The organism is Streptomyces sp. B21-105, from assembly GCF_036898465.1.
Classification (GTDB): domain Bacteria; phylum Actinomycetota; class Actinomycetes; order Streptomycetales; family Streptomycetaceae; genus Streptomyces.
Map to the genome: position 1 here is coordinate 607,846 of NZ_JARUMJ010000001.1, position 18,063 is coordinate 625,908.

At 72.6% G+C, this 18,063-nt stretch carries 14 protein-coding genes; 4 read left to right on the plus strand and 10 right to left on the minus strand.

The window, feature by feature from the left end:
• Positions 1-52 precede the first annotated feature (52 nt).
• Positions 53-1,189 (plus strand): aminoglycoside phosphotransferase family protein, encoded by a 1,137-nt coding sequence (locus QA802_RS02515; RefSeq protein ID WP_334517792.1) that lies wholly within the window; start codon positions 53-55, stop codon positions 1,187-1,189.
• 216 nt (positions 1,190-1,405) lie between these two features.
• Positions 1,406-3,391, plus strand: coding sequence for an N-acetylmuramoyl-L-alanine amidase (locus tag QA802_RS02520; protein ID WP_334517793.1), 1,986 nt, complete (start codon positions 1,406-1,408; stop codon positions 3,389-3,391).
• A gap of 45 nt (positions 3,392-3,436) precedes the next feature.
• Here QA802_RS02520 and QA802_RS02525 read toward each other — a convergent pair whose 3' ends face one another.
• The 6 genes from QA802_RS02525 to QA802_RS02550 form a co-directional block, all read right to left on the minus strand.
• Positions 3,437-3,934: a hypothetical protein gene (locus QA802_RS02525; RefSeq protein ID WP_319165450.1), complete on the minus strand. Its 498-nt coding sequence runs from the start codon at positions 3,932-3,934 to the stop codon at positions 3,437-3,439.
• A 339-nt stretch (positions 3,935-4,273) separates the two neighbouring features.
• Complete coding sequence (locus QA802_RS02530; RefSeq protein WP_334517796.1) at positions 4,274-4,516, minus strand: DUF397 domain-containing protein; 243 nt, start codon at positions 4,514-4,516, stop codon at positions 4,274-4,276.
• Positions 4,517-4,600: 84 nt separating this feature from the next.
• Positions 4,601-5,767, minus strand: a complete 1,167-nt coding sequence (locus QA802_RS02535; RefSeq protein WP_334517797.1) for a thiolase family protein — start codon at positions 5,765-5,767, stop codon at positions 4,601-4,603.
• Positions 5,764-6,834 (minus strand): thiolase family protein, encoded by a 1,071-nt coding sequence (locus QA802_RS02540; RefSeq protein WP_334517799.1) that lies wholly within the window; start codon positions 6,832-6,834, stop codon positions 5,764-5,766. Before QA802_RS02540 ends, QA802_RS02535 begins: the two co-directional genes overlap by 4 nt.
• On the minus strand, positions 6,831-7,772 hold the full coding sequence (locus tag QA802_RS02545; RefSeq protein WP_334517801.1) for a Zn-ribbon domain-containing OB-fold protein: 942 nt from the start codon (positions 7,770-7,772) through the stop codon (positions 6,831-6,833). Before QA802_RS02545 ends, QA802_RS02540 begins: the two co-directional genes overlap by 4 nt.
• Before the next feature lie 130 nt (positions 7,773-7,902).
• A complete protein-coding gene (locus QA802_RS02550; protein WP_334517803.1) occupies positions 7,903-8,703 on the minus strand; it encodes a crotonase/enoyl-CoA hydratase family protein in 801 nt (266 codons plus the stop codon).
• Between the two features lie 177 nt (positions 8,704-8,880).
• On the opposite strand from QA802_RS02550, the gene QA802_RS02555 reads away from it, so the two are divergent.
• Positions 8,881-10,503 (plus strand): acyl-CoA synthetase, encoded by a 1,623-nt coding sequence (locus QA802_RS02555; protein WP_334517804.1) that lies wholly within the window; start codon positions 8,881-8,883, stop codon positions 10,501-10,503.
• A gap of 132 nt (positions 10,504-10,635) precedes the next feature.
• On the plus strand, positions 10,636-11,934 hold the full coding sequence (gene paaK, locus QA802_RS02560) for a phenylacetate--CoA ligase PaaK (protein WP_334517806.1): 1,299 nt from the start codon (positions 10,636-10,638) through the stop codon (positions 11,932-11,934).
• Between the two features lie 33 nt (positions 11,935-11,967).
• On the opposite strand, the gene QA802_RS02565 is transcribed toward paaK, so the two are convergent.
• From QA802_RS02565 to QA802_RS02580, 4 genes are all read right to left on the minus strand, one after another.
• Positions 11,968-13,467: an acyl-CoA synthetase gene (locus QA802_RS02565; protein WP_334517808.1), complete on the minus strand. Its 1,500-nt coding sequence runs from the start codon at positions 13,465-13,467 to the stop codon at positions 11,968-11,970.
• Between the two features lie 96 nt (positions 13,468-13,563).
• Positions 13,564-15,123 carry an acyl-CoA synthetase gene (locus QA802_RS02570; protein WP_334517810.1) on the minus strand — a complete coding sequence of 520 codons (1,560 nt, stop codon included), beginning with the start codon at positions 15,121-15,123 and terminating at the stop codon, positions 13,564-13,566.
• Positions 15,120-16,229, minus strand: a complete 1,110-nt coding sequence (locus QA802_RS02575; RefSeq protein WP_334517812.1) for an NAD(P)H-dependent flavin oxidoreductase — start codon at positions 16,227-16,229, stop codon at positions 15,120-15,122. Before QA802_RS02575 ends, QA802_RS02570 begins: the two co-directional genes overlap by 4 nt.
• A 138-nt stretch (positions 16,230-16,367) precedes the next feature.
• Complete coding sequence (locus tag QA802_RS02580) at positions 16,368-18,020, minus strand: phytoene desaturase family protein (RefSeq protein ID WP_334517814.1); 1,653 nt, start codon at positions 18,018-18,020, stop codon at positions 16,368-16,370.
• Positions 18,021-18,063: the final 43 nt, after the last annotated feature.

Consider the following 18,063-nt stretch of genomic DNA (forward strand, 5'->3'; position numbering starts at 1 on the left):
CCGGTCGGGGCAGCGCTCTGACGTCCGGCACACGAAGGGATCTGTTTCCCCCATGTACGCAGCATCGTCCTCCGTGTCCGCCCCTCCCCGGTCGCTGCACACCCGCCCGGGCGGCGGCGGCCCCTACCTCGCCCCGGCGCGAACGCCGGCCCCCGCGCTCGGCGTGGGCGGCGTGCGCCGTCCCGCGGGGCTCGGCACGCAACCGCTCAGCGGCAGGCTCGACCTGTCCGGCCCCCAGGGCGCCCAACTACGCACGGCGATCGCCTCGGTGCACCGCATCTGTCCGGAGTTCGCGCCGGTCCAGGTGCTGCGCCGCAGCGGACGTTCCGTGCTCCTGGTCGGCACGACGGGACGCAGCACGGCCGTCGCCAAGTGCTTACTGGACCACTCCCCCGTGTGGGCGGAGCGGATCAGGCACGAAATAGCGGCGTACCGCACGTTCGTCCGGCAGCGCCCCCCGGTGCGGGTGCCGAGACTGATCGCGGCGGACCCGGACAACTGCACACTGGTGATCGAGCGGATGCCGGGGCGGGCGGCGGCCCTGGAGCGGCACCCCACCGAAGCCCCTCCGCGGGCGGACGTCAGGGCCGCACTCGGCGCGATCTGCCGGCTCAACTCCTGGCGGCCGCCGGCCGGCTCGTTCGACGCACCGCTGGACTACGCCGCCCGTATCTCCCGCTACCACGAGCTGGGGCTGCTCACCGACCGGGACCTGGGCGACCTGCAGAAGCTGCTGCACGGCATCGCCGCCACCGCGGGCCGGCAGGGCATGGGGCAGTTCTGCCACGGCGACGCCCTCCTGTCGAACATCCTCCTCTCACCGGCCGGTCCCGTGCTGGTGGACTGGGAGCACGCGGGCTGGTACCTGCCGGGCTACGACCTGGCGACGCTGTGGTCGGCGCTGGGCGACGCCCCCGTGGCGCGCCGTCAGATCAGCCAGATCGCCCAGTCGGCGGGCCCTGCCTCCCGGGACGCCTTCCTGGTGAACCTGATGCTGGTCCTGACCCGCGAGATCCGCACCTACGAGACGGCCGTGCAGCGCTCGATGCACGACACGGCCCCGGCTCCGGGGGCGGCCCACACGGGAGCCGCGCCGTCCGGCGAGGAACAGCGTCTGCTGCTGCGGCGACTGCACGACGACTGCCAGCTGGCCCGCCGGGCCGTACGCGCGGCGGTCGGCACCCGCTGAGGGAGCGTCAGCCCGCGGTGCGCCTGAACGGCGGCGCACCGCGGGCTGACGTATGCGGGGACGCGGGCATGCGGCAACGCGGGTATGCGGGTACGCGGTGTCTTAACGGGGGAATTCGCCCCGTTATGGGCATGATTGACGGGTTGTCGGTCCGGCGGAGCCAGTCGGCCGTGGCCGGCCCCCCGCACGCCCGCTCGCTCGTCCCTGGAGGCCGCATTGCGCAGACCCGCCACTTCCCCCGGACCGTACAGACGTACCCGTAGAGCCGCAGGCGCCCTGGCGTCGGCGGCTCTCGTGCTGCCGCTCCTCGGCGCCGCCCGCCCGGCCGAGGCCGACGCCACGCCCCGGTCGGCGGACAGCCTCCAGCGGGCCTTCGCGGCCGCGGCAGCCCGGTACCACGTGCCGCAGAGCGTGCTGCTGGGCGTCTCCTACCTCCAGTCCCGTTGGGACGCGCACGCCGGAGCGCCGAGCGTGACCGGCGGCTACGGCCCGATGCACCTCACCGACGTCCGCACGGCCCTCGCCACGGCCCCGCGTCACAGCACCGGCACCGGCACCGCGAACCCGCGCGGCGGCTCCGCCCGGACAGCCCCGGCCCCGCGCGTGCGGGCGCCGTCGAACGAGCGGGTCCCGGCCCGTCTGAAGACGCTGGGGCGGGCCGCGAAGCTCACCGGCCTCGACGCCGGGCGACTGCGCGCCGATCCCGCGGCCAACATCGCGGGCGGCGCCGCCCTGCTCGCCGACGCCCAGCGCCGGCTGGGCGAGCCGCTGAGCGCCGACCCGGCCGCCTGGTACGGCGCGGTGGCGCGTTTCTCCGGCGCGGACGACACCGCGACCGCCGCCGCCTACGCGAACGACGTGTACGGCGTGCTGCGCTCCGGCGAACGGCGCACCACGGACGCCGGCCAGCGGGTGGCCCTCGCCGCACAGCCGGGCCTCGCGCCGCGGACGGCCCAGCTGCGCGGGACCGGCCTGCGCCAGGTCTCCCGAGCGGGCGCCGAATGCCCGTCCACGGTGTCCTGCGAGTGGATCCCGGCGCCCTACGAGCAGTTCGGCGACAACGACTACGGCAACCACGACGTCGCCGACCGGCCCGCCTCGCCCGACATCGACTACCTCGTCGTGCACGACACCGAGGGCGGCTGGGACGGGGTGCTGACCATGATCCAGGACCCGACCTACGTGTCCTGGAACTACTCGCTGCGCGCCACCGACGGGCATGTCGCCCAGCACGTGAAGGCGAAGGACGTGGCCTGGCACTCGGGCAACTGGTACGTCAACTCCAAGTCGATCGGTCTGGAGCACGAGGGTTTCCTCGCCGCGCCGGACTCCTGGTACACGGAGGCCATGTACCGCTCGTCCGCGCGACTGGTGAAGTACCTGGCCGACAAGTACGACATCCCGCTCGACCGGCAGCACGTCCTCGGCCATGACAACGTGCCCGGCCCGACGGCGGCGAGCGTGTCGGGGATGCACACCGACCCCGGCCCCTTCTGGGACTGGCGGCACTACTTCGAGCTGCTGGAGGCCCCCTTCACGGCGACCGCCGACGGCAGCGCCGACAGCAGCGGCGGCCTGGTGACGATCCGGCCGGACTACGCCGCGAACCGGCCGGTGTACACGGACTGCGCCGCCCGGAGTCAGACCTGCGCCGCGCACGGCTCCAGCGCGGTCCGGCTGTACTCCGACCACGACGAGAACTCCGCGCTGATCAACGACGTCGGCCAGGGCTCGGGTCCGACCAAGGGCCTGAACGACACCTCGTCACGGGTGTCCACCGGGCAGCAGTACGCGGTCGCCGACCGGTGGGGCGACTGGACGGCGATCTGGTACCTCGGCCAGAAGGCGTGGTTCGAGAACCCCGCCGCGCGGCCTACGGCCGTTCCCGCGGCGGGCCAGGTGGTCACGCCCAGGGACGGCGTCACGAGCGTCCCGCTCTACGGCCGCGCCTACCCGGAGGCGTCGGCCTATCCGGCGGGCGTGCCGGTCCAGCCGGTGTCCGCGCTGCCGTACAAGCTGCCCAAGGGGCAGCGGTACGTTGTCGGGGGCAAGGTGCCGGGCGAGTACTACTACGCGGCCACCTTCTCCACCGGTTCGCACCGGCTCGTCGTCGGCCGCGAGCAGTACTACGAGATCCAGTACGGCCACCGGGTGGCGTTCGTGCGGGCCTCGGACGTGAAGCTGATGCCGTCGGATTCCTAGCGTTCCCCGGGCCCCGGGGTTCCCGCGGCCCGGCCTGGCCGCGCCTCAGCCCTGCTGGAACAGCTCCGCCGGGAGGGGCTTCAGCAGGGCGTACAGGTCGTCGGTGATGGGGCGGTCCCAGGCGGCGATGGTCACCAGGACGTTGTCGCTGCGGTCGAACTGCACGCAGGAGACGCGCCCCTCGGACAGCTTCAGCCGCCGCACGATCAGCAGGTTGTCGCCCTGCATCACCGGCATGTCCTCGACGCCGACGACGGTCACCTCCTCGTCGTTCTCCAGCGCGAGCAGCAGCTGGGCCACCTCGAAGGGAATCTCCCCCTCCTCCACCTCACGGGCCGGGGAGCCCTCGGGCAGATTGCCGATGATCATCGCGGGGCCGCGGCCGCCGAAGAGGTCGTAGCGCAGGAAGACGCCCTGGCAGCTGCCGTCGGGCGCGGGCAGCAGGCCGGCGCCCAGATTGCCGGGCCAGTCGCCCGGGTCCATGGCCAGAACGTCGAATTCGGGCCCGGCGGGCGTGGCGCTGCGGCGGCGGAGGAACGACATGCGGCCATGGTACGTGGCCGCGGCCGTACGGCGGCGGGTGGGAGCGTCCCGGTCCGTCGTGCGGACGCGGGCCGGGGACGGCCGCTCGCACCGGTCCGGGTTCCCCCACGGCAGGCCCGTTCGGCAGGCCCACTCGACCGGCGGGCTCGGCCTGCCCGCTCGCTCGGTCCGCCCGTCGCGCGCGAGGGCGAGGGCGAGGTCCGCCCGTCGGCCGGATCCCGTCGCATCCCCGACGGCGCCGACGGGATCAAGGCGACCGGGAACGCCCTGGTCCCGGGCACGACCTGTCTCAGGTGACGCCCGGCCCCAGGGAACGACGGTCTCAGGTGACGACCGGTCTCAGGTCAGGTCGAACTCCCCTTCCCGCGCCCCCGACACGAACGCGCCCCACTCCGCGGGCGTGAAGATCAGAGAAGGGCTCTGGGGGCTGCCGCTGTTGCGCATCGCGATGAACCCCTCGACGAAGGCGATCTGGACATCCCCCCGCCCCCGGCTGCTGGACTGCCACTCGGCGTTGCTGAGGTCCAGCTCCGGCTTGTCCCAGCCCGTGAGCGGATGCTGCTGGATGGTGCTCTCGGCCACGTCCGTGCTCCTCCCGGTCTCGTCGTCCGCGGGTCAGCCTAGCGACCGGTTCCGGACGCCGACAGAGCACGTGGAGGGGTCCTTTCAGGACTCCGGCGGTCGCGCTCCCACGAGCCACATCGAGAAGAACTGCGAGCCGCCGCCGTAGGCGTGCCCGAGAACCCGGCGGGCCCGTTCCACCTGGTGTTCGCCGGCCTGGCCGCGCACCTGGAGCGCCGCCTCCGCGAAGCGGATCATGCCGGAGGCGCCGATCGGGTTGGTGGACAGGACACCGCCCGACATGTTGACGGGCAGGTCGCCGTCGAGTTCGGTGACGCCGGCCTCGGTGAGCTTCCAGCCCTCGCCCTCGTCGGCGAAGCCGAGGTTCTCCAGCCACATGGGCTCGTACCAGGAGAACGGCACGTACATCTCGACGGCGTCGATGTCCCGGCGCGGGTCGCCGATCCCGGCCTGGCGGTAGACGTCCGCGGCGCAGTCCTTGCCGGCCTGCGGCGAGACGGCGTCCTTGCCGGCGAAGAGGGTGGGTTCGCTGCGCATCGCCCCGCCGAGCATCCAGGCGGGCGGGCGCGGTGCGCGGGCGGCTCCGGCCCGGTCGGTGAGGACCATCGCGCAGGCCCCGTCGGAGGAGGGGCAGGTCTCCGAGTAGCGGATCGGGTCCCACAGCATCGGCGAGGCCCGGACCTTCTCCAGGGTGATGTCGTGCTCGTGGAGGTGTGCGTAGGGGTTCTTCAGCGCGTTGCGGCGGTCCTTGTACGCGACCAGGGAGCCGACGGTGTCGGGCGCGCCGCTGCGGCGCATGTAGGCGCGCACGTGCGGGGCGAAGAACCCGCCCGCCCCGGCGAGCAGGGGCTGCTGGAAGGGGACGGGCAGGGACAGCCCCCACATGGCGTTGGACTCGGACTGCTTCTCGAAGGCGAGGGTGAGGACGGTGCCGTGGACGCGGGCGGCGACGAGATTGGCGGCGACCAGCGCCGTCGAACCGCCGACCGAACCGGCCGTGTGCACGCGCAGCATGGGTTTGCCGACCGCGCCGAGCGCGTCGGCGAGGTACAGCTCGGGCATCATGACGCCCTCGAAGAAGTCGGGGGCCTTGCCGATGACGACGGCGTCGACGTCGACCCAGGTCAGCTCGGCGTCGTCGAGGGCGCGGCGGGCGGCCTCGCGGACCAGCCCGGCGATCGAGACGTCCCGCCGGGCGGCGACGTGCTTGGTCTGGCCGATCCCGACGACGGCCACGGGCTCCTTGCTCATCGCGCATCCCCTTCGAGTACGGCGACCAGGTTCTGCTGCAGACACGGGCCGGACGTGGCGTGGCCGAGGGCCCGGTCGGACTCGCCCCGGTGGATGCGGGCGGCGGCCTCGCCGAGGCGGATGAGGCCGGCGGCCATCATCGGGTTGGCGGCGAGGGCGCCGCCGGAGAGGTTCACCCGCACGCTGTCGTCCAGCCGCAGCGCCTTGCGCAGGACGATCTCCTGCGCGCTGAACGGGGCGTGCAGTTCGGCGGTGTCGACGGGCCGTTCGAAGGCTCCGGCCTTCTCGGCGGCGAGGCGGGTGGAGGGCGAGTCGGTGAGGTCGCGCACGCCGAGCGAGTGGGCCTCGATGCGGTGGTCGATGCCCCGGATCCACGCGGGCCGGGAGCACAGGTCGCGGGCCCGCTCCCCCGCCGCGAGGATCACGGCGGCGGCCCCGTCGCCGACGGGCGGGCAGTCGCCGGTGCGCAGCGGCCGCACCGCGTAGTCGCCCTGGGGGACGGTGCCGCGCAGCTGGGCGTGGGAGTTGAGAGTCGCGACGCGTCGGCTGCGGGCGCCGACCGCGGCGAGGGCGCTCTCGTCCGCCTGGCCCGCGTCGATCAGGGCCTGTGCCTGGAGCGCGGCGAGTGCGACGGAGTCGGGCCACAGGGGGGCGACGTAGTACGGGTCGAGCTGGCGGGTGAGGACGTCGCGCAGGGAGCCGGGCGAGGACTTGCCGTAGGAGTACACGAGCGCGGTGTCGGCGTCGCCGGTGAGGAGCTTGGTCCACGCCTCGTACAGGGCCCAGGCGCCGTCCATTTCGACGTGCGACTCGGAGATGGGCGGCCAGGCGCCGACGCCGTCGAGGGCGAGGGTGAAGGAGAAGGCGCGGCCGGCGAGGTAGTCGCTGGAGCCGGAGCAGGTGAAGCCGATGTCGGCGGTCTTCAGGCCGGTCCGGTCGAGGACGCTGTGCAGGACCGGCATGAGCATCTCGACCTCGGAGAGCTCGTCGGTGGTGCGCAGGACGTCGGTCTGTGCGAAGGCCACGACCGCGATGTCGCGGGCGCCCGGGGTTTCCTCGCCGGTCACAGCAGCTCCTTGTAGGCGTCGTAGTCCGCGTCGGGTTCGCCGGTCGGCCGGTAGTGGTCGGGGTAGCGGGCGCCGTCCGTCCACACGGGTTCGACGCGCAGGCCCATGCGCACCTGGTCGTAGGGGATGCCGCCGATGCGGCCGTGCAGGGCGAGGCCGGCGCCGTCGAGGGCGATGTGGGCGTAGACGTAGGGGACTTCGATGTCGAGGTTCTTCGCCTTGATGTTGACGATGCAGAAGGTGGTGACGGTCCCGCGTGGTCCGACCTCGACCTGCTCGGCGGTCGGGACGCCGCAGGTGGGGCAGGCGCCGCGCGGCGGGACGTACACCTTGTGGCAGGACGGGCAGCGTTCGCCCACCGTGCGCCGGGTGGAGAGCTCCTCGATGTAGGCGGACTGGGCGCGGCCGGGCGAGTAGCTGTAGTCGAGGCGGGCGGGGGCGACGATGCCGGTGACCGGGTCCGCGAACTCGCCGGTGCTGCCGGTGGGTTCGGCCGGATCGCCGTCGTGCGGCTCGAAGCAGGCGATGTCGGTGATGGCCCCGGTGCGTTCCTCCGCCCAGCGGATGCGGACCCGCGTTCCGGTGCGGACGGCGTCGGGGCCGGGGACGTCGAGGGCGTGCAGGAGGGCGGTGTCGGCGCCGTCGAGCCGGACCAGGACCCAGGCGAACGGGGTGTCGAGGGGTTGGCCGCGGCGGGGTGCGTGGTTCCAGGCCCAGGTGGTGACGGTGCCGGTGGCGGCGACCTCGACCAGGTCACGCAGGTCGTCGGCGGTGACGGGGTCGTACTCGACGGGCGGCACGAGGGTGCGGCCGTCGGTGGTCTTCACCCCGAGGACGATCCGCTCGCGCAGGCCGGTGAGGAAGGCGCTCTGGACGGGCCCGAGGGACCGGGTGAACGGAAACTCGACGACGAGGGGCGCTTTGAGGACTTCGGGCATCGGAGCTGCCTCCTAGGAGAGCCGACGTCAGCGGGAGCGCCCCGAAAGGGGCGCGGGGAACTGCGCGACCGGCCACAACGGACCCGCAGTATGGCGAACTGCGCTTACCGCCCACCCGCCCGGCGGAGCGTCACGCGCGTCGGTAGACAGGCGGCCGTTTCTCCGCGAAGGCGCGGGCGCCTTCCTTCGCGTCGTCCGTGTCGAACACCGGCCAGCCACGGGCCAGTTCGGCGGTCAGGCCGTCGGCCTCGGTCAGCTCGGCGGCCTCGTACACGGACGCCTTCACGGCCTCCACGGCGAGCGGGGCGCAGGCGTTGACGCGTTCGGCGATCTCCAGGGCCCGGTCCAGGGCGGCGCCGTCGGGGACGACGTGCCCGATCAGCCCGACGGCGGCGGCCTCCTGTGCGCTGTAGGGCCGTCCGGTGAGCAGCATCTCCAGGGCGTGGGTGCGTGGGATCTGGCGTGGCAGGCGGACCGTGGAACCGCCGATCGGGAACAGGCCGCGCCTGACCTCGAAGAGGCCGAAGGTGGCGGACTCCCCCGCGACGCGGATGTCGGTGCCCTGGAGCATCTCGGTGCCGCCCGCCACGCAGTGGCCCTCGACGGCGGCGATCACCGGTTTGCGGGGGCGGTGGTGGCGCAGCATCGCCTTCCAGTGCAGGTCCGGGTCGGCCTTGAGCCGGTCGCGGTGCTGCTCGCCCTGCATGCCCTGGCCGGCGAGCGCCTTGAGGTCCATGCCGGCGCAGAAGGATCCGCCGGCGCCGGTGAGGACGATCGAGCGGACGGAGTCGTCCGCGTCGGCCTCGAGCCAGCCGTCGTACAGGCCGACGAGCATGGCGATCGAGAGCGCGTTCCTGGCCTTTGGCCTGTTGAGCGTGAGCACCAGTGTGGCGCCCTCGCGCCGCACGGTGAGGTGTTCGGTACCGCCCATCGCAGATCTCCCCTCGGAAAGAACGAGAACAGGTTGCAGGAGGCGTGATGGCAGTTCAAGGGTTTTCTGACAGACAGTCAGATTTCTTGTCCGGAGCCCTTCCCACTTGCCGTGCCCTTTGCTCTGATGACCGGCGAACCGTCTGGGAGCCAGGCCGTCCTGAGGTCAGGAGGAACGGTGGAGTACAACCTTGCCGACCTGTTCGAGTCGGTCGTCGACGTGGCGGCGGACCGGGAGGCGCTCGTCCACGTGGACCACCCGGGCTCGGGCGCGGAACGCCGTCTGACATACGCGGAGCTGGACGCCGCGGCCAACCGCATCGGCCACCACCTCCTCGACAGCGGGATCCGCCCCGGCGAGCACCTCGGTCTGCACCTGTACAACGGCGTCGAGTACCTGCAGACGGTGCTGGGCTGCCTCAAGGCCCGGATCGTGCCGGTCAACGTCAACTACCGTTACGTCGAGGAGGAGCTGGTCTATCTCTACCGGGACGCCGACCTGGTCGCCCTCGTCTTCGAGGCGGAGTTCACCGACCGCGTGGCGGCCGCGCTGCCGCAGGCTCCGGCGCTGCGGCACCTGATACGGGTCGGGCCGGCGGGCGAGGGCAACGTCCCCTTCGCGGAGATCGCCTCCTTCGCGGACGCCGAGGCGGGCGGATCCCCGGAGCGTGGGTTCCCGGCCCGCTCGGGGGACGACCAGTTCATCATCTACACGGGCGGCACGACCGGTATGCCCAAGGGTGTCATGTGGCGTCAGGAGGACCTGTTCTTCGCCGGGCTGGGGGGCGGGGCGCCGACCGGGGAGCCGGTGAAGAAGCCGGAGGAGCTCGCCGAGCGGGTCGCCGCGGGCGGCTTTGGGATCACCTTCTTCCCCACTCCCCCGCTGATGCACGGCACATCGACACTCACCGCGTTCATCGGCTTCAACTTCGGCCAACGGGTCGTGCTGCACCGCAAGTTCGTACCCGAGGAGGTGTTGCGGACCATCGCGAAGGAGAAGGTCAACGCCATCTCCCTGGTCGGTGACGCGATGCTGCGCCCGCTGATCGACGCGCTCGACGGCCCGATGCGGGGCACTGACTGCTCGTCGGTGTTCAGCGTCTCCTCGTCCGGGGCCATCATGTCGGACACGGTCCGCCGGCAGTTCCGGGAGCTGATGCCGAACGCGATGCTGCTGAACAACTTCGGCTCCTCGGAGTCCGGCTTCAACGGCACGGCCACCGAGGACTCCGGCCCCGAGCGGGGGTTCCGGGTCCGGGTCAACTCCCGTACCCGGGTGGTCGATCCGACCACGAAGGAACTGATCGCGCCGGGCGACGTCGGCCGGGTCGCCCAGTGCGGCCATGTCCCCCTCGGCTACTACAACGACCCGGCGAAGACCGCCGAGACCTTCTTCGAGAAGGACGGGGAGCGCTGGGTCCTGCTCGGCGACATGGCCACCGTCGACGAGGAGGGCGTGGTCGTCGTCCTCGGGCGCGGTTCGCAGTGCATCAACACCGGCGGCGAGAAGGTGTACCCCGAGGAGGTCGAGCAGGCGCTGAAGGCGCATCCCGACGTGTACGACGTCCTGGTGGCCGGGGTGCCTGACGCGCGGTGGGGCGCCCATGTGGCGGCGGTGGTCCAGGTGCGCCGGGGCGCCCCGCCGCTGTCCCTGGAGGAGATCCAGCGTCACTGCCGCACCCGGCTGGCCGGCTACAAGATCCCGCGCCAACTGGTGCTCGCCGAGTCCATACGCCGCTCCCCGAGCGGCAAGGCGGACTACCGGTGGGCACGCGAGGCGGCGGTGGCGCAGAACTCCTGATCGCGATCTGCGGGCGAAACCCGCAGCCGAACCCTTGCCTGACGGCCTCGGGCCTGGATTACTGATCCCGAGGAAGATCGACCGAATGATCGGTCGCCCGTGTTGGCATGATTCGGGTGAGGGAGAGCCTAGATGGCGGACGCGAGGAACACGCTGGACGAGGGCGAGCGTCTCAGCGAGGACGCGCTGCGCGCACGGCAACTGGAGCGCCTGCGCGCCTCGTTGCGTCACGCGTACGCCGGCGTGCCCTTCTACCGCGAGGCCTTCGACAAGGCCGGCGTCCACCCTGACGACTGCCGCGAGCTCGGCGACCTGGCCCGGTTCCCCTTCACCGGCAAGGCCGACCTGCGGGCGCACTACCCGTACGGGATATTCGCCGTCCCCCGGGAGCGCGTCCGCCGCATCCACGCCTCCAGCGGCACCACCGGCCGGCCGACGGTCGTCGGCTACACGGACGCCGACCTGTCCCTGTGGGCGGACCTGGTGGCCCGTTCGATCCGCGCCGCGGGCGGCAGGCCGGGCGACACGGTCCATGTGGCGTACGGCTACGGCCTGTTCACCGGCGGCCTCGGCGCGCACTACGGCGCCGAACGCCTCGGCTGTACGGTGATCCCGGCGTCCGGCGGAATGACCTCCCGTCAGGTCCAGCTGATCCAGGACCTCGAGCCCCGGGTCATCATGGTGACCCCGTCCTACATGCTGACCCTGCTGGACGAGTTCGAGCGGCAGGGCGTCGACCCGCGCGCCACCTCGCTGCGGGTGGGGATCTTCGGCGCCGAGCCCTGGACCGAGCGGATGCGGCAGGAGATCGAGCAACGGTTCGCGATCGACGCGGTCGACGTATACGGCCTGTCGGAGGTGATCGGTCCGGGGGTGGCTCAGGAGTGCGTGGAGACCAAGGACGGGCTGCACATCTGGGAGGACCACTTCTATCCCGAGGTGGTCGACCCGATCACGGGGGAGGTCCTGCCGGACGGCGAGGAGGGCGAGCTGGTGTTCACCTCGCTCACCAAGGAGGCCATGCCGGTCGTCCGCTACCGCACCCGGGACCTGACCCGGCTGCTGCCGGGCACGGCCCGCGTCTTCCGCCGCATGGCGAAGGTGACCGGCCGCAGCGACGACATGGTCATCCTGCGCGGAGTGAACCTCTTCCCCACCCAGATCGAGGAGATCGTGCTGCGCACCCCGGCGGTGGCACCCCACTTCCAGCTCCGGCTGACCCGGGAGGGCCGCCTCGACGCCCTCACCATCCGCGCGGAGGCCCGCCGCGACGCCGCGCCCGCCGACCGCGACACGGCCGCCCGGGCCATCGCGGCGGCGGTGAAGGACGGCATCGGCGTGTCCGCCGCCGTGGAGATCGTCGACCCCGAGTCGCTGGAGCGGTCGGTGGGCAAGATCAGGCGGATCGTGGACCTGCGGCCCCGGGAGTGACGAGATCGGCGAGGCTCACGAGGTCCGCGAGGGTCACGAGCCGAACCGCTCGCGCAGTTCCCGTTTGAGGATCTTCCCGCTGGCGTTGCGCGGGAGTTCGTCGACGAAGAGCACCCGCTTGGGGGCCTTGAACGACGGGAGCTTCTCGCGGGCGTGTGTGATGAGCTCCTGCTCGGTCACCTCGCCGCGCGCGACCACCACCGCGGTCACCGCCTCGATCCACCTCTCGTCGGGCAGCCCGATCACGGCGGCCTCCGCGACGGCGTCGTGCGCGTACAGCGCGTCCTCGACCTGGCGGGAGGCGACCAGCACGCCACCGGTGTTGATGACGTCCTTCACCCGGTCCACGATCGTGAAGTAGCCGTGGGCGTCGCGCACGGCGAGGTCGCCGGAGCGGAACCAGCCGTCGCGGAAGGCCGCGGCGCTCTCCTCGGGCTTGTCCCAGTAGCCCTCGCACAGCTGCGGGGAGCGGTAGACGATCTCGCCGGGCGTGCCGTCGGGGACGTCCGCGCCGTCCTCGTCGACGACCCTGGCGTCCACGAACAGCACCGTGCGCCCGCAGGAGTCCATCCGCCCCTTGTGCTCGTCGGGCGCGAGGACGGTGGCGAGCGGACCGATCTCGCTCTGCCCGAAGCAGTTGTAGAAACCGAGCTTCGGCAGGCGTTCGCGCAGCCGCTCCAGCACGGGCACCGGCATGACCGACGCGCCGTAGTACGCCTTGCGCAGTCCGCCGAGGTCCCGTTCGCCGAAGTCCGGGCGGCCCGCCAGGGCGATCCACACGGTCGGCGGGGCGAACAGGCTGTCGACGCGGTCCGCCTCGATCAGGTCGAGGAGGCGGTCGCCGTCGGGGGCGTCCAGGACGAGGTTCGTCGCGCCGACGGCGAGGTAGGGCAGCAGGAAGACGTGCATCTGCGCCGAGTGGTACAGCGGCAGGGAGTGCGCGGGACGGTCGCCGGCGCTCAGGTCGAGGGCGGCGATGGCGCTCAGGTACTCGTGCACCAGGGCCCGGTGCGTCATCATCGCGCCCTTGGGCAGGGCCGTCGTGCCCGAGGTGTAGAGCAGCTGCACCAGGTCCTCGGGGCGCGGCTCGGGGCCGTCGTACGGGGCGGCCGAGGGCAGCAGGGCGAGCAGCGAGTCCTCGGCGTCGCGCAGGGCCGACGTGCGGACGCCGGCGGGGAGCCGGGCCGCGAGGTCGGGGTCGGCGAGGACCAGCGTGCTGCCCGACTGGCGCACGATGTACGCCAGGTCGTCGCCGGTGAGGTTCTGGTTCACGGGGACGTGGACCAGGCCGGCGCGGGCGCAGGCGAGGAACGCGATGAGGTAGGCGTCGGAGTTGTGGCCGTAGGCGCCGACCCGGTCGCCGGGGGCGAGGCCGGCGCCGAGCAGGACGTTCGCCGCGCGCGAGACGGCGTCGTCGAGTTCCTCGTAGGTCCAGGTGCGGTCGCGGTACTCGATCGCGACGCGCGCCGGGGTGCGGCGGGCGCTGCGCCGCAGCACCCCGTCGACCGTGCTGCCGTGTCCGGGCGTCGTCATGACTCATGATCCTCTGGCGGCGGCCGGGGCAGGTCAAGTCGCCGTGACGGGGGCGGTCCGCCGCCGAGGGCGGTCGCGTGGCACGGCCGGGCACGCTCACATGGGGCGGGTCCGGCCCTCCCAGTACGGTTCCCGCAGCCGGCGCTTGTACAGCTTGCCGTTGGGGTCGCGGGGCATCTCGATGATGAAGTCGACGCTCCTGGGCCGCTTGTAGCCGGCCAGCCGGTCGGCGCAGTGGTCGAGGAGGGCGGCGGCGAGGGCGGGTCCGGGCTCGTGGCCGGACGCCGGTTCGACGACGGCCTTGACCTGCTCGCCCCAGTCGTCGTGCGGGATGCCGAAGACGGCCGCGTCGGCGACGGCCGGGTGGGCGAGCAGGGCGGACTCGATCTCGGCGGGGTAGATGTTGACGCCGCCGGAGATGATCATGTCGATCTTGCGGTCGCGGAGGAACAGGTAGCCGTCCTCGTCGAGCACGCCGAGGTCGCCGACGGTGAAGAAGTCGCCGATGCGGTTCTTCCGCGTCTTGTCCTCGTCCTTGTGGTAGGCGAAGCCGCCCGTCGTCATCTTCATGTACACGGTGCCGAGTTCACCGGCCGGCAGCCGGTCGCCCGCGTCGTCGAAGACCGCCAGCTCGCTGATCGGCCACGCCTTGCCGACCGTGCCGGGCTTCTTCAGCCAGTCCTCGGCCGTGGCGAACGCGCCGCCACCCTCGCTTGCCGCGTAGTACTCCTCGACGCAGTGGCCCCACCAGTCGATCATCGCCCGTTTCACATGGTCGGGGCAGGGTGCGGCGCCGTGGATGGCGTGCCGCATGGACGACACGTCGTAGCGCGCCCGCACCTCGTCGGGGAGGGCGAGCAGCCGGTGGAACTGGGTGGGGACCATGTGTGTGTGGGTGCAGCGGTGGCCGTCGATCAGCCGGAGCATCTCCTCGGGCGTCCACTTGTCCATCAGGACCAGACGGTGGCCGATGTGCAGGGACGCGCCCGCGAACTGGAGCACCGCCGTGTGGTAGAGCGGCGAGCAGACGAGGTGCACGTTGTCGTCGAAGGGTTTGATGCCGAAGATGCCGAGGAAGCCCCCCAGGTACGCCTCCTCGGGCGGTTTGCCGGGCAGCGGGCGTCGGATGCCGCGCGGACGGCCCGTCGTACCCGAGGTGTAGTTCATGACCCACCCGAGGGTGCGGTCGGCGGGCGGCGAGTCGGGCTGTCCGGCGAGGAGTTCGGCGTACGGCCGGAAGCCGTCGATCTCGCCGACGGCGTACCGCCGGCCGGCGGGCAGCACGGCCTCGTCGGCGGCGCGGCGGGCCTGCTCGGCGAACCGCTCGTGGGCCAGCAGCACCTTTGCGCCGGAGTCGGAGACGATCCAGGCGATCTCGGGGCCCGTCAGATGGTGGTTGACCGGGACCAGGTAGAAGCCGGCCTGGCTGGCGGCGAGATGGGCGGTGAAGAACTCGGCCGAGTTGGGCAGGACCACGGCGAAGGCGTCGCCGCGTTCCAGTCCGGCGGCGCGCAGACCGTGCACGAGCCGGTTGGCGGCGGCGTGCAGGCGTCCGGCGGTCCATTCCTCGCCGTCCGAGACGATCAGGACGACGCGGTCGGGGTCCCGGGTCGCCTGGGCCCAGAATCCGACGGGGGGTGTGCTTGTGCTGGTCACTGGCCGCTCCTTCCGGCGATGCGGTTGACGCGGTCGACGGCTTGTTCGAAGCCGCGGGTGAGGTCGTCGAAGAGCTCCTGCACGCTGCGGACCTCGTTCATCCGGCCGACGATCTGGCCGACCGGCGTGCCGAGCAGGGGGTCGACCTCGTACTTCTGGATGCGGGAGACGGCCTCGGCGACGAGCAGGCCCTGCAGGGGCATCGGGAGGGTGCCGGGCCCGCCGGGGGCGTCCCAGGCGTCGGTCCACTCGGTGCGCAGCTGGCGGGCGGGTTTGCCGGTCAGCGCGCGGGAGCGGACCGTGTCGCCGGAGCCCGCCGCGAGGAGTTTGCGGGTGAGGGCGGGCGAGTGCAGGTCGGCCTCGGCGGTGGTCAGCCAGAGCGACCCCAGCCAGACGCCTTGAGCGCCCAGCGCGAGGGCGGCGGCGATCTGCCGTCCGCTGCCGATGCCGCCGGCGGCGAGGACCGGCAGCGGGGCGACGGCGTCGACGGCCTCCGGGGTGAGCACCATGGAGGCGATCTCGCCGGTGTGACCGCCCGCCTCGTAGCCCTGGGCGACGACGATGTCGATGCCGGCGTCCTTGTGCTTGCGGGCGTGCCGGGCGCTGCCTGCGAGGGCGGCGACGAGGACGCCCCGCTCGTGGGCGCGGGCGACGACGTCGGCCGGCGGTGAGCCGAGGGCGTTGGCCAGCAGCCGGATCGGGTAGTCGAAGGCGACGTCGAGCTGGCTGCGGGCGACCTGTTCCATCCAGCCGGTGATCCGCCACCCGGAGGCCTCGCCCTCGGCAAGCTCGGGCACCCCGTAGGTGGCGAGGGTGTCGCGCACGAACTGCCGGTGCCCCTCGGGGATCATCGCCTCGACGTCGGCCTCGGTCACCCCCTCGACCTTCTTGGCGGGCATGACGACGTCCAGTCCGTACGGTCGGCCGTCGACGTGCGCCTCGATCCAGTCGAGGTCCCGTTTGAGGTCGTCGGGGTCGGTGTAGCGGACCGCGCCGAGCACGCCGAAGCCGCCCGCGCGGCTGATGGCGGCGGCGACGGCGGGGAACGGCGTGAAGCCGAAGACGGCGTGCTCGACTCCCAGTTGTGTGCTCAGCTCCGTCTGCATGGGCGCAGGATGCCGCAGCGGCGCGGACGACGGAAGAGGTTTTCTGATAGACCGTCAGATTCTTGCCGCCGGACACCTGTCGGCGGACACCTTCCGCCGGATGCCTTCCGCCGGATGCCTGTCGTCGGATGCCCGTCGTCAGACCCCGGCGTGCTCTTCGAGCACCGCCATGGCGGCGTTGTGCCCGGGCACGCCGCTCACGCCGCCGCCGCGCACCGCGCCGGCCCCGCACAGCAGCACATTGGCGTGCGGCGTCGACACGCCCCAGCGGCCCGCCCCCTCCTGGGCGTGGGGCCAGCTCAGGTCGCGGTGGAAGATGTTGCCGCCGGGCAGGCCGAGGTCGCGTTCCAGGTCGAGCGGGGTCCGTGCCTCGATGCAGGGGCGGCCGTCGGCGTCGGTGGCCAGGCAGTCCGCCAGGGGCTCGGCGAGGTGGGCGTCCAGCTGGGCGAGGGTCGATCGCAGCAGTTCCTCCCGCACGGCGTCGTTGTCCCGCGCGAAGAGCCGGGCGGGCGTGTGCAGGCCGAACAGCGTCAGCGTCTGGTACCCCCGCTCGACGAGGTCCGGGCCGAGGATGCTCGGGTCGGTCAGGGAGTGGCAGTAGATCTCCGAAGGCGGGGCGGCGGGCAGCTCGCCGGCCGCGGCCTGGGCGTGGGCGGCGGCCAACTGCCGGTAGCCCTCGGCGATGTGGAAGGTTCCGGCGAACGCCTCACGCGGGTCGACGGAGCTGTCCCGCAGCCTCGGCAGCCGCTCGAGCAGCATGTTCACCTTGAGCTGGGCGCCCTCGGCGGGGGCCGGCGGCGCGTCGCCGGTGAGCGCCGCGAGGGCCTGCGGCGAGGCGTTCACCAGGACGTGCCGGGCCACGGCGACGCCCTCGCCGTCGGCCGTGCGGTAGGCGACCTCCGCCGTACGGCCGTCCGTGTCGATCCGCACCGCCTCGTGGTCGGTGGCGAGGACCGCGCCCGCGTCGCGTGCGGAGGCGGCCAGGGCGTCGGTGAGCGCGCCCATGCCGCCGACGGGGACGTCCCAGGCGCCGGTGCCGCCGCCGATCACGTGGTAGAGGAAGCATCGGTTCTGCTGGAGCGAGGGGTCGTGGGCGTCGGCGAAGGTGCCGATCAGGGCGTCGGTCAGGACCACGCCGCGCACCAGGTCGTCCTGGAAGCGCTCCTCGACGGCGACGCCGATCGGCTCCTCGAACAGGGTCCGCCAGGCATCCTCGTCGTCGACGCGGCGGCGCAGCTCCTCACGGGTGGGCAGCGGCTCGGTGAGCGTGGGGAACACCCGCTGGGCGACCCGTCCGGTCATGTCGTAGAAACGCTCCCAGGCCGCGTACTCGCGCTCACCGCCGGTCAGCCGCGCGAACGCCTCCCGCGTGCGCCGGTCGCCGCCGCCCACGAGCAGCCCGGTGGCCCGTCCGTCGCGCTCCACGGGGGTGTACGAGGAGATCGTGCGGCCCTGCACGCGGAAGCGGAGCCCCAGGTCCCGCACGATCTTCTGCGGCAGCAGGCTGACCAGGTAGGAGTAGCGCGAGAGCCGGGCGTCCACCCCGGCGAACGGCCGGGTGGAGACGGCGGCGCCCCCGGTGTGGTCCAGCCGCTCCAGCACCAGCACGGACCGTCCGGCCCGGGCCAGGTAAGCGGCGGCGACCAGACCGTTGTGCCCGCCGCCGACGATGACGACGTCATGGACGCGGCGTCCCCGGTGATCCCGGTGAGCGTGATCCCCCTGGGTCCTGTCGTGCCCCTGGTTTCCCTCGTGCCTCTTGTGCTCCTCGTGTGCCTCGTGTGCAGCCATGGTTCTTCGTAACACGAGCCGATCAAGGTCGGCCAGAGGGGAC

What these genes read in the sequence shown, in the direction of transcription:
- QA802_RS02535 (WP_334517797.1), bottom strand. Translation starts at nt 5,767, where the DNA reads ATGAGCAAGGAGCCCGTGGCCGTCGTCGGGATCGGCCAGACCAAGCAC.
- QA802_RS02550 (WP_334517803.1), bottom strand. Translation starts at nt 8,703, where the DNA reads ATGGGCGGTACCGAACACCTCACCGTGCGGCGCGAGGGCGCCACACTG.
- QA802_RS02515 (WP_334517792.1), top strand. Translation starts at nt 53, where the DNA reads ATGTACGCAGCATCGTCCTCCGTGTCCGCCCCTCCCCGGTCGCTGCAC.
- paaK (WP_334517806.1), top strand. Translation starts at nt 10,636, where the DNA reads ATGGCGGACGCGAGGAACACGCTGGACGAGGGCGAGCGTCTCAGCGAG.
- QA802_RS02565 (WP_334517808.1), bottom strand. Translation starts at nt 13,467, where the DNA reads ATGACGACGCCCGGACACGGCAGCACGGTCGACGGGGTGCTGCGGCGC.
- QA802_RS02580 (WP_334517814.1), bottom strand. Translation starts at nt 18,020, where the DNA reads ATGGCTGCACACGAGGCACACGAGGAGCACAAGAGGCACGAGGGAAAC.
- QA802_RS02575 (WP_334517812.1), bottom strand. Translation starts at nt 16,229, where the DNA reads ATGCAGACGGAGCTGAGCACACAACTGGGAGTCGAGCACGCCGTCTTC.
- QA802_RS02525 (WP_319165450.1), bottom strand. Translation starts at nt 3,934, where the DNA reads ATGTCGTTCCTCCGCCGCCGCAGCGCCACGCCCGCCGGGCCCGAATTC.
- QA802_RS02545 (WP_334517801.1), bottom strand. Translation starts at nt 7,772, where the DNA reads ATGCCCGAAGTCCTCAAAGCGCCCCTCGTCGTCGAGTTTCCGTTCACC.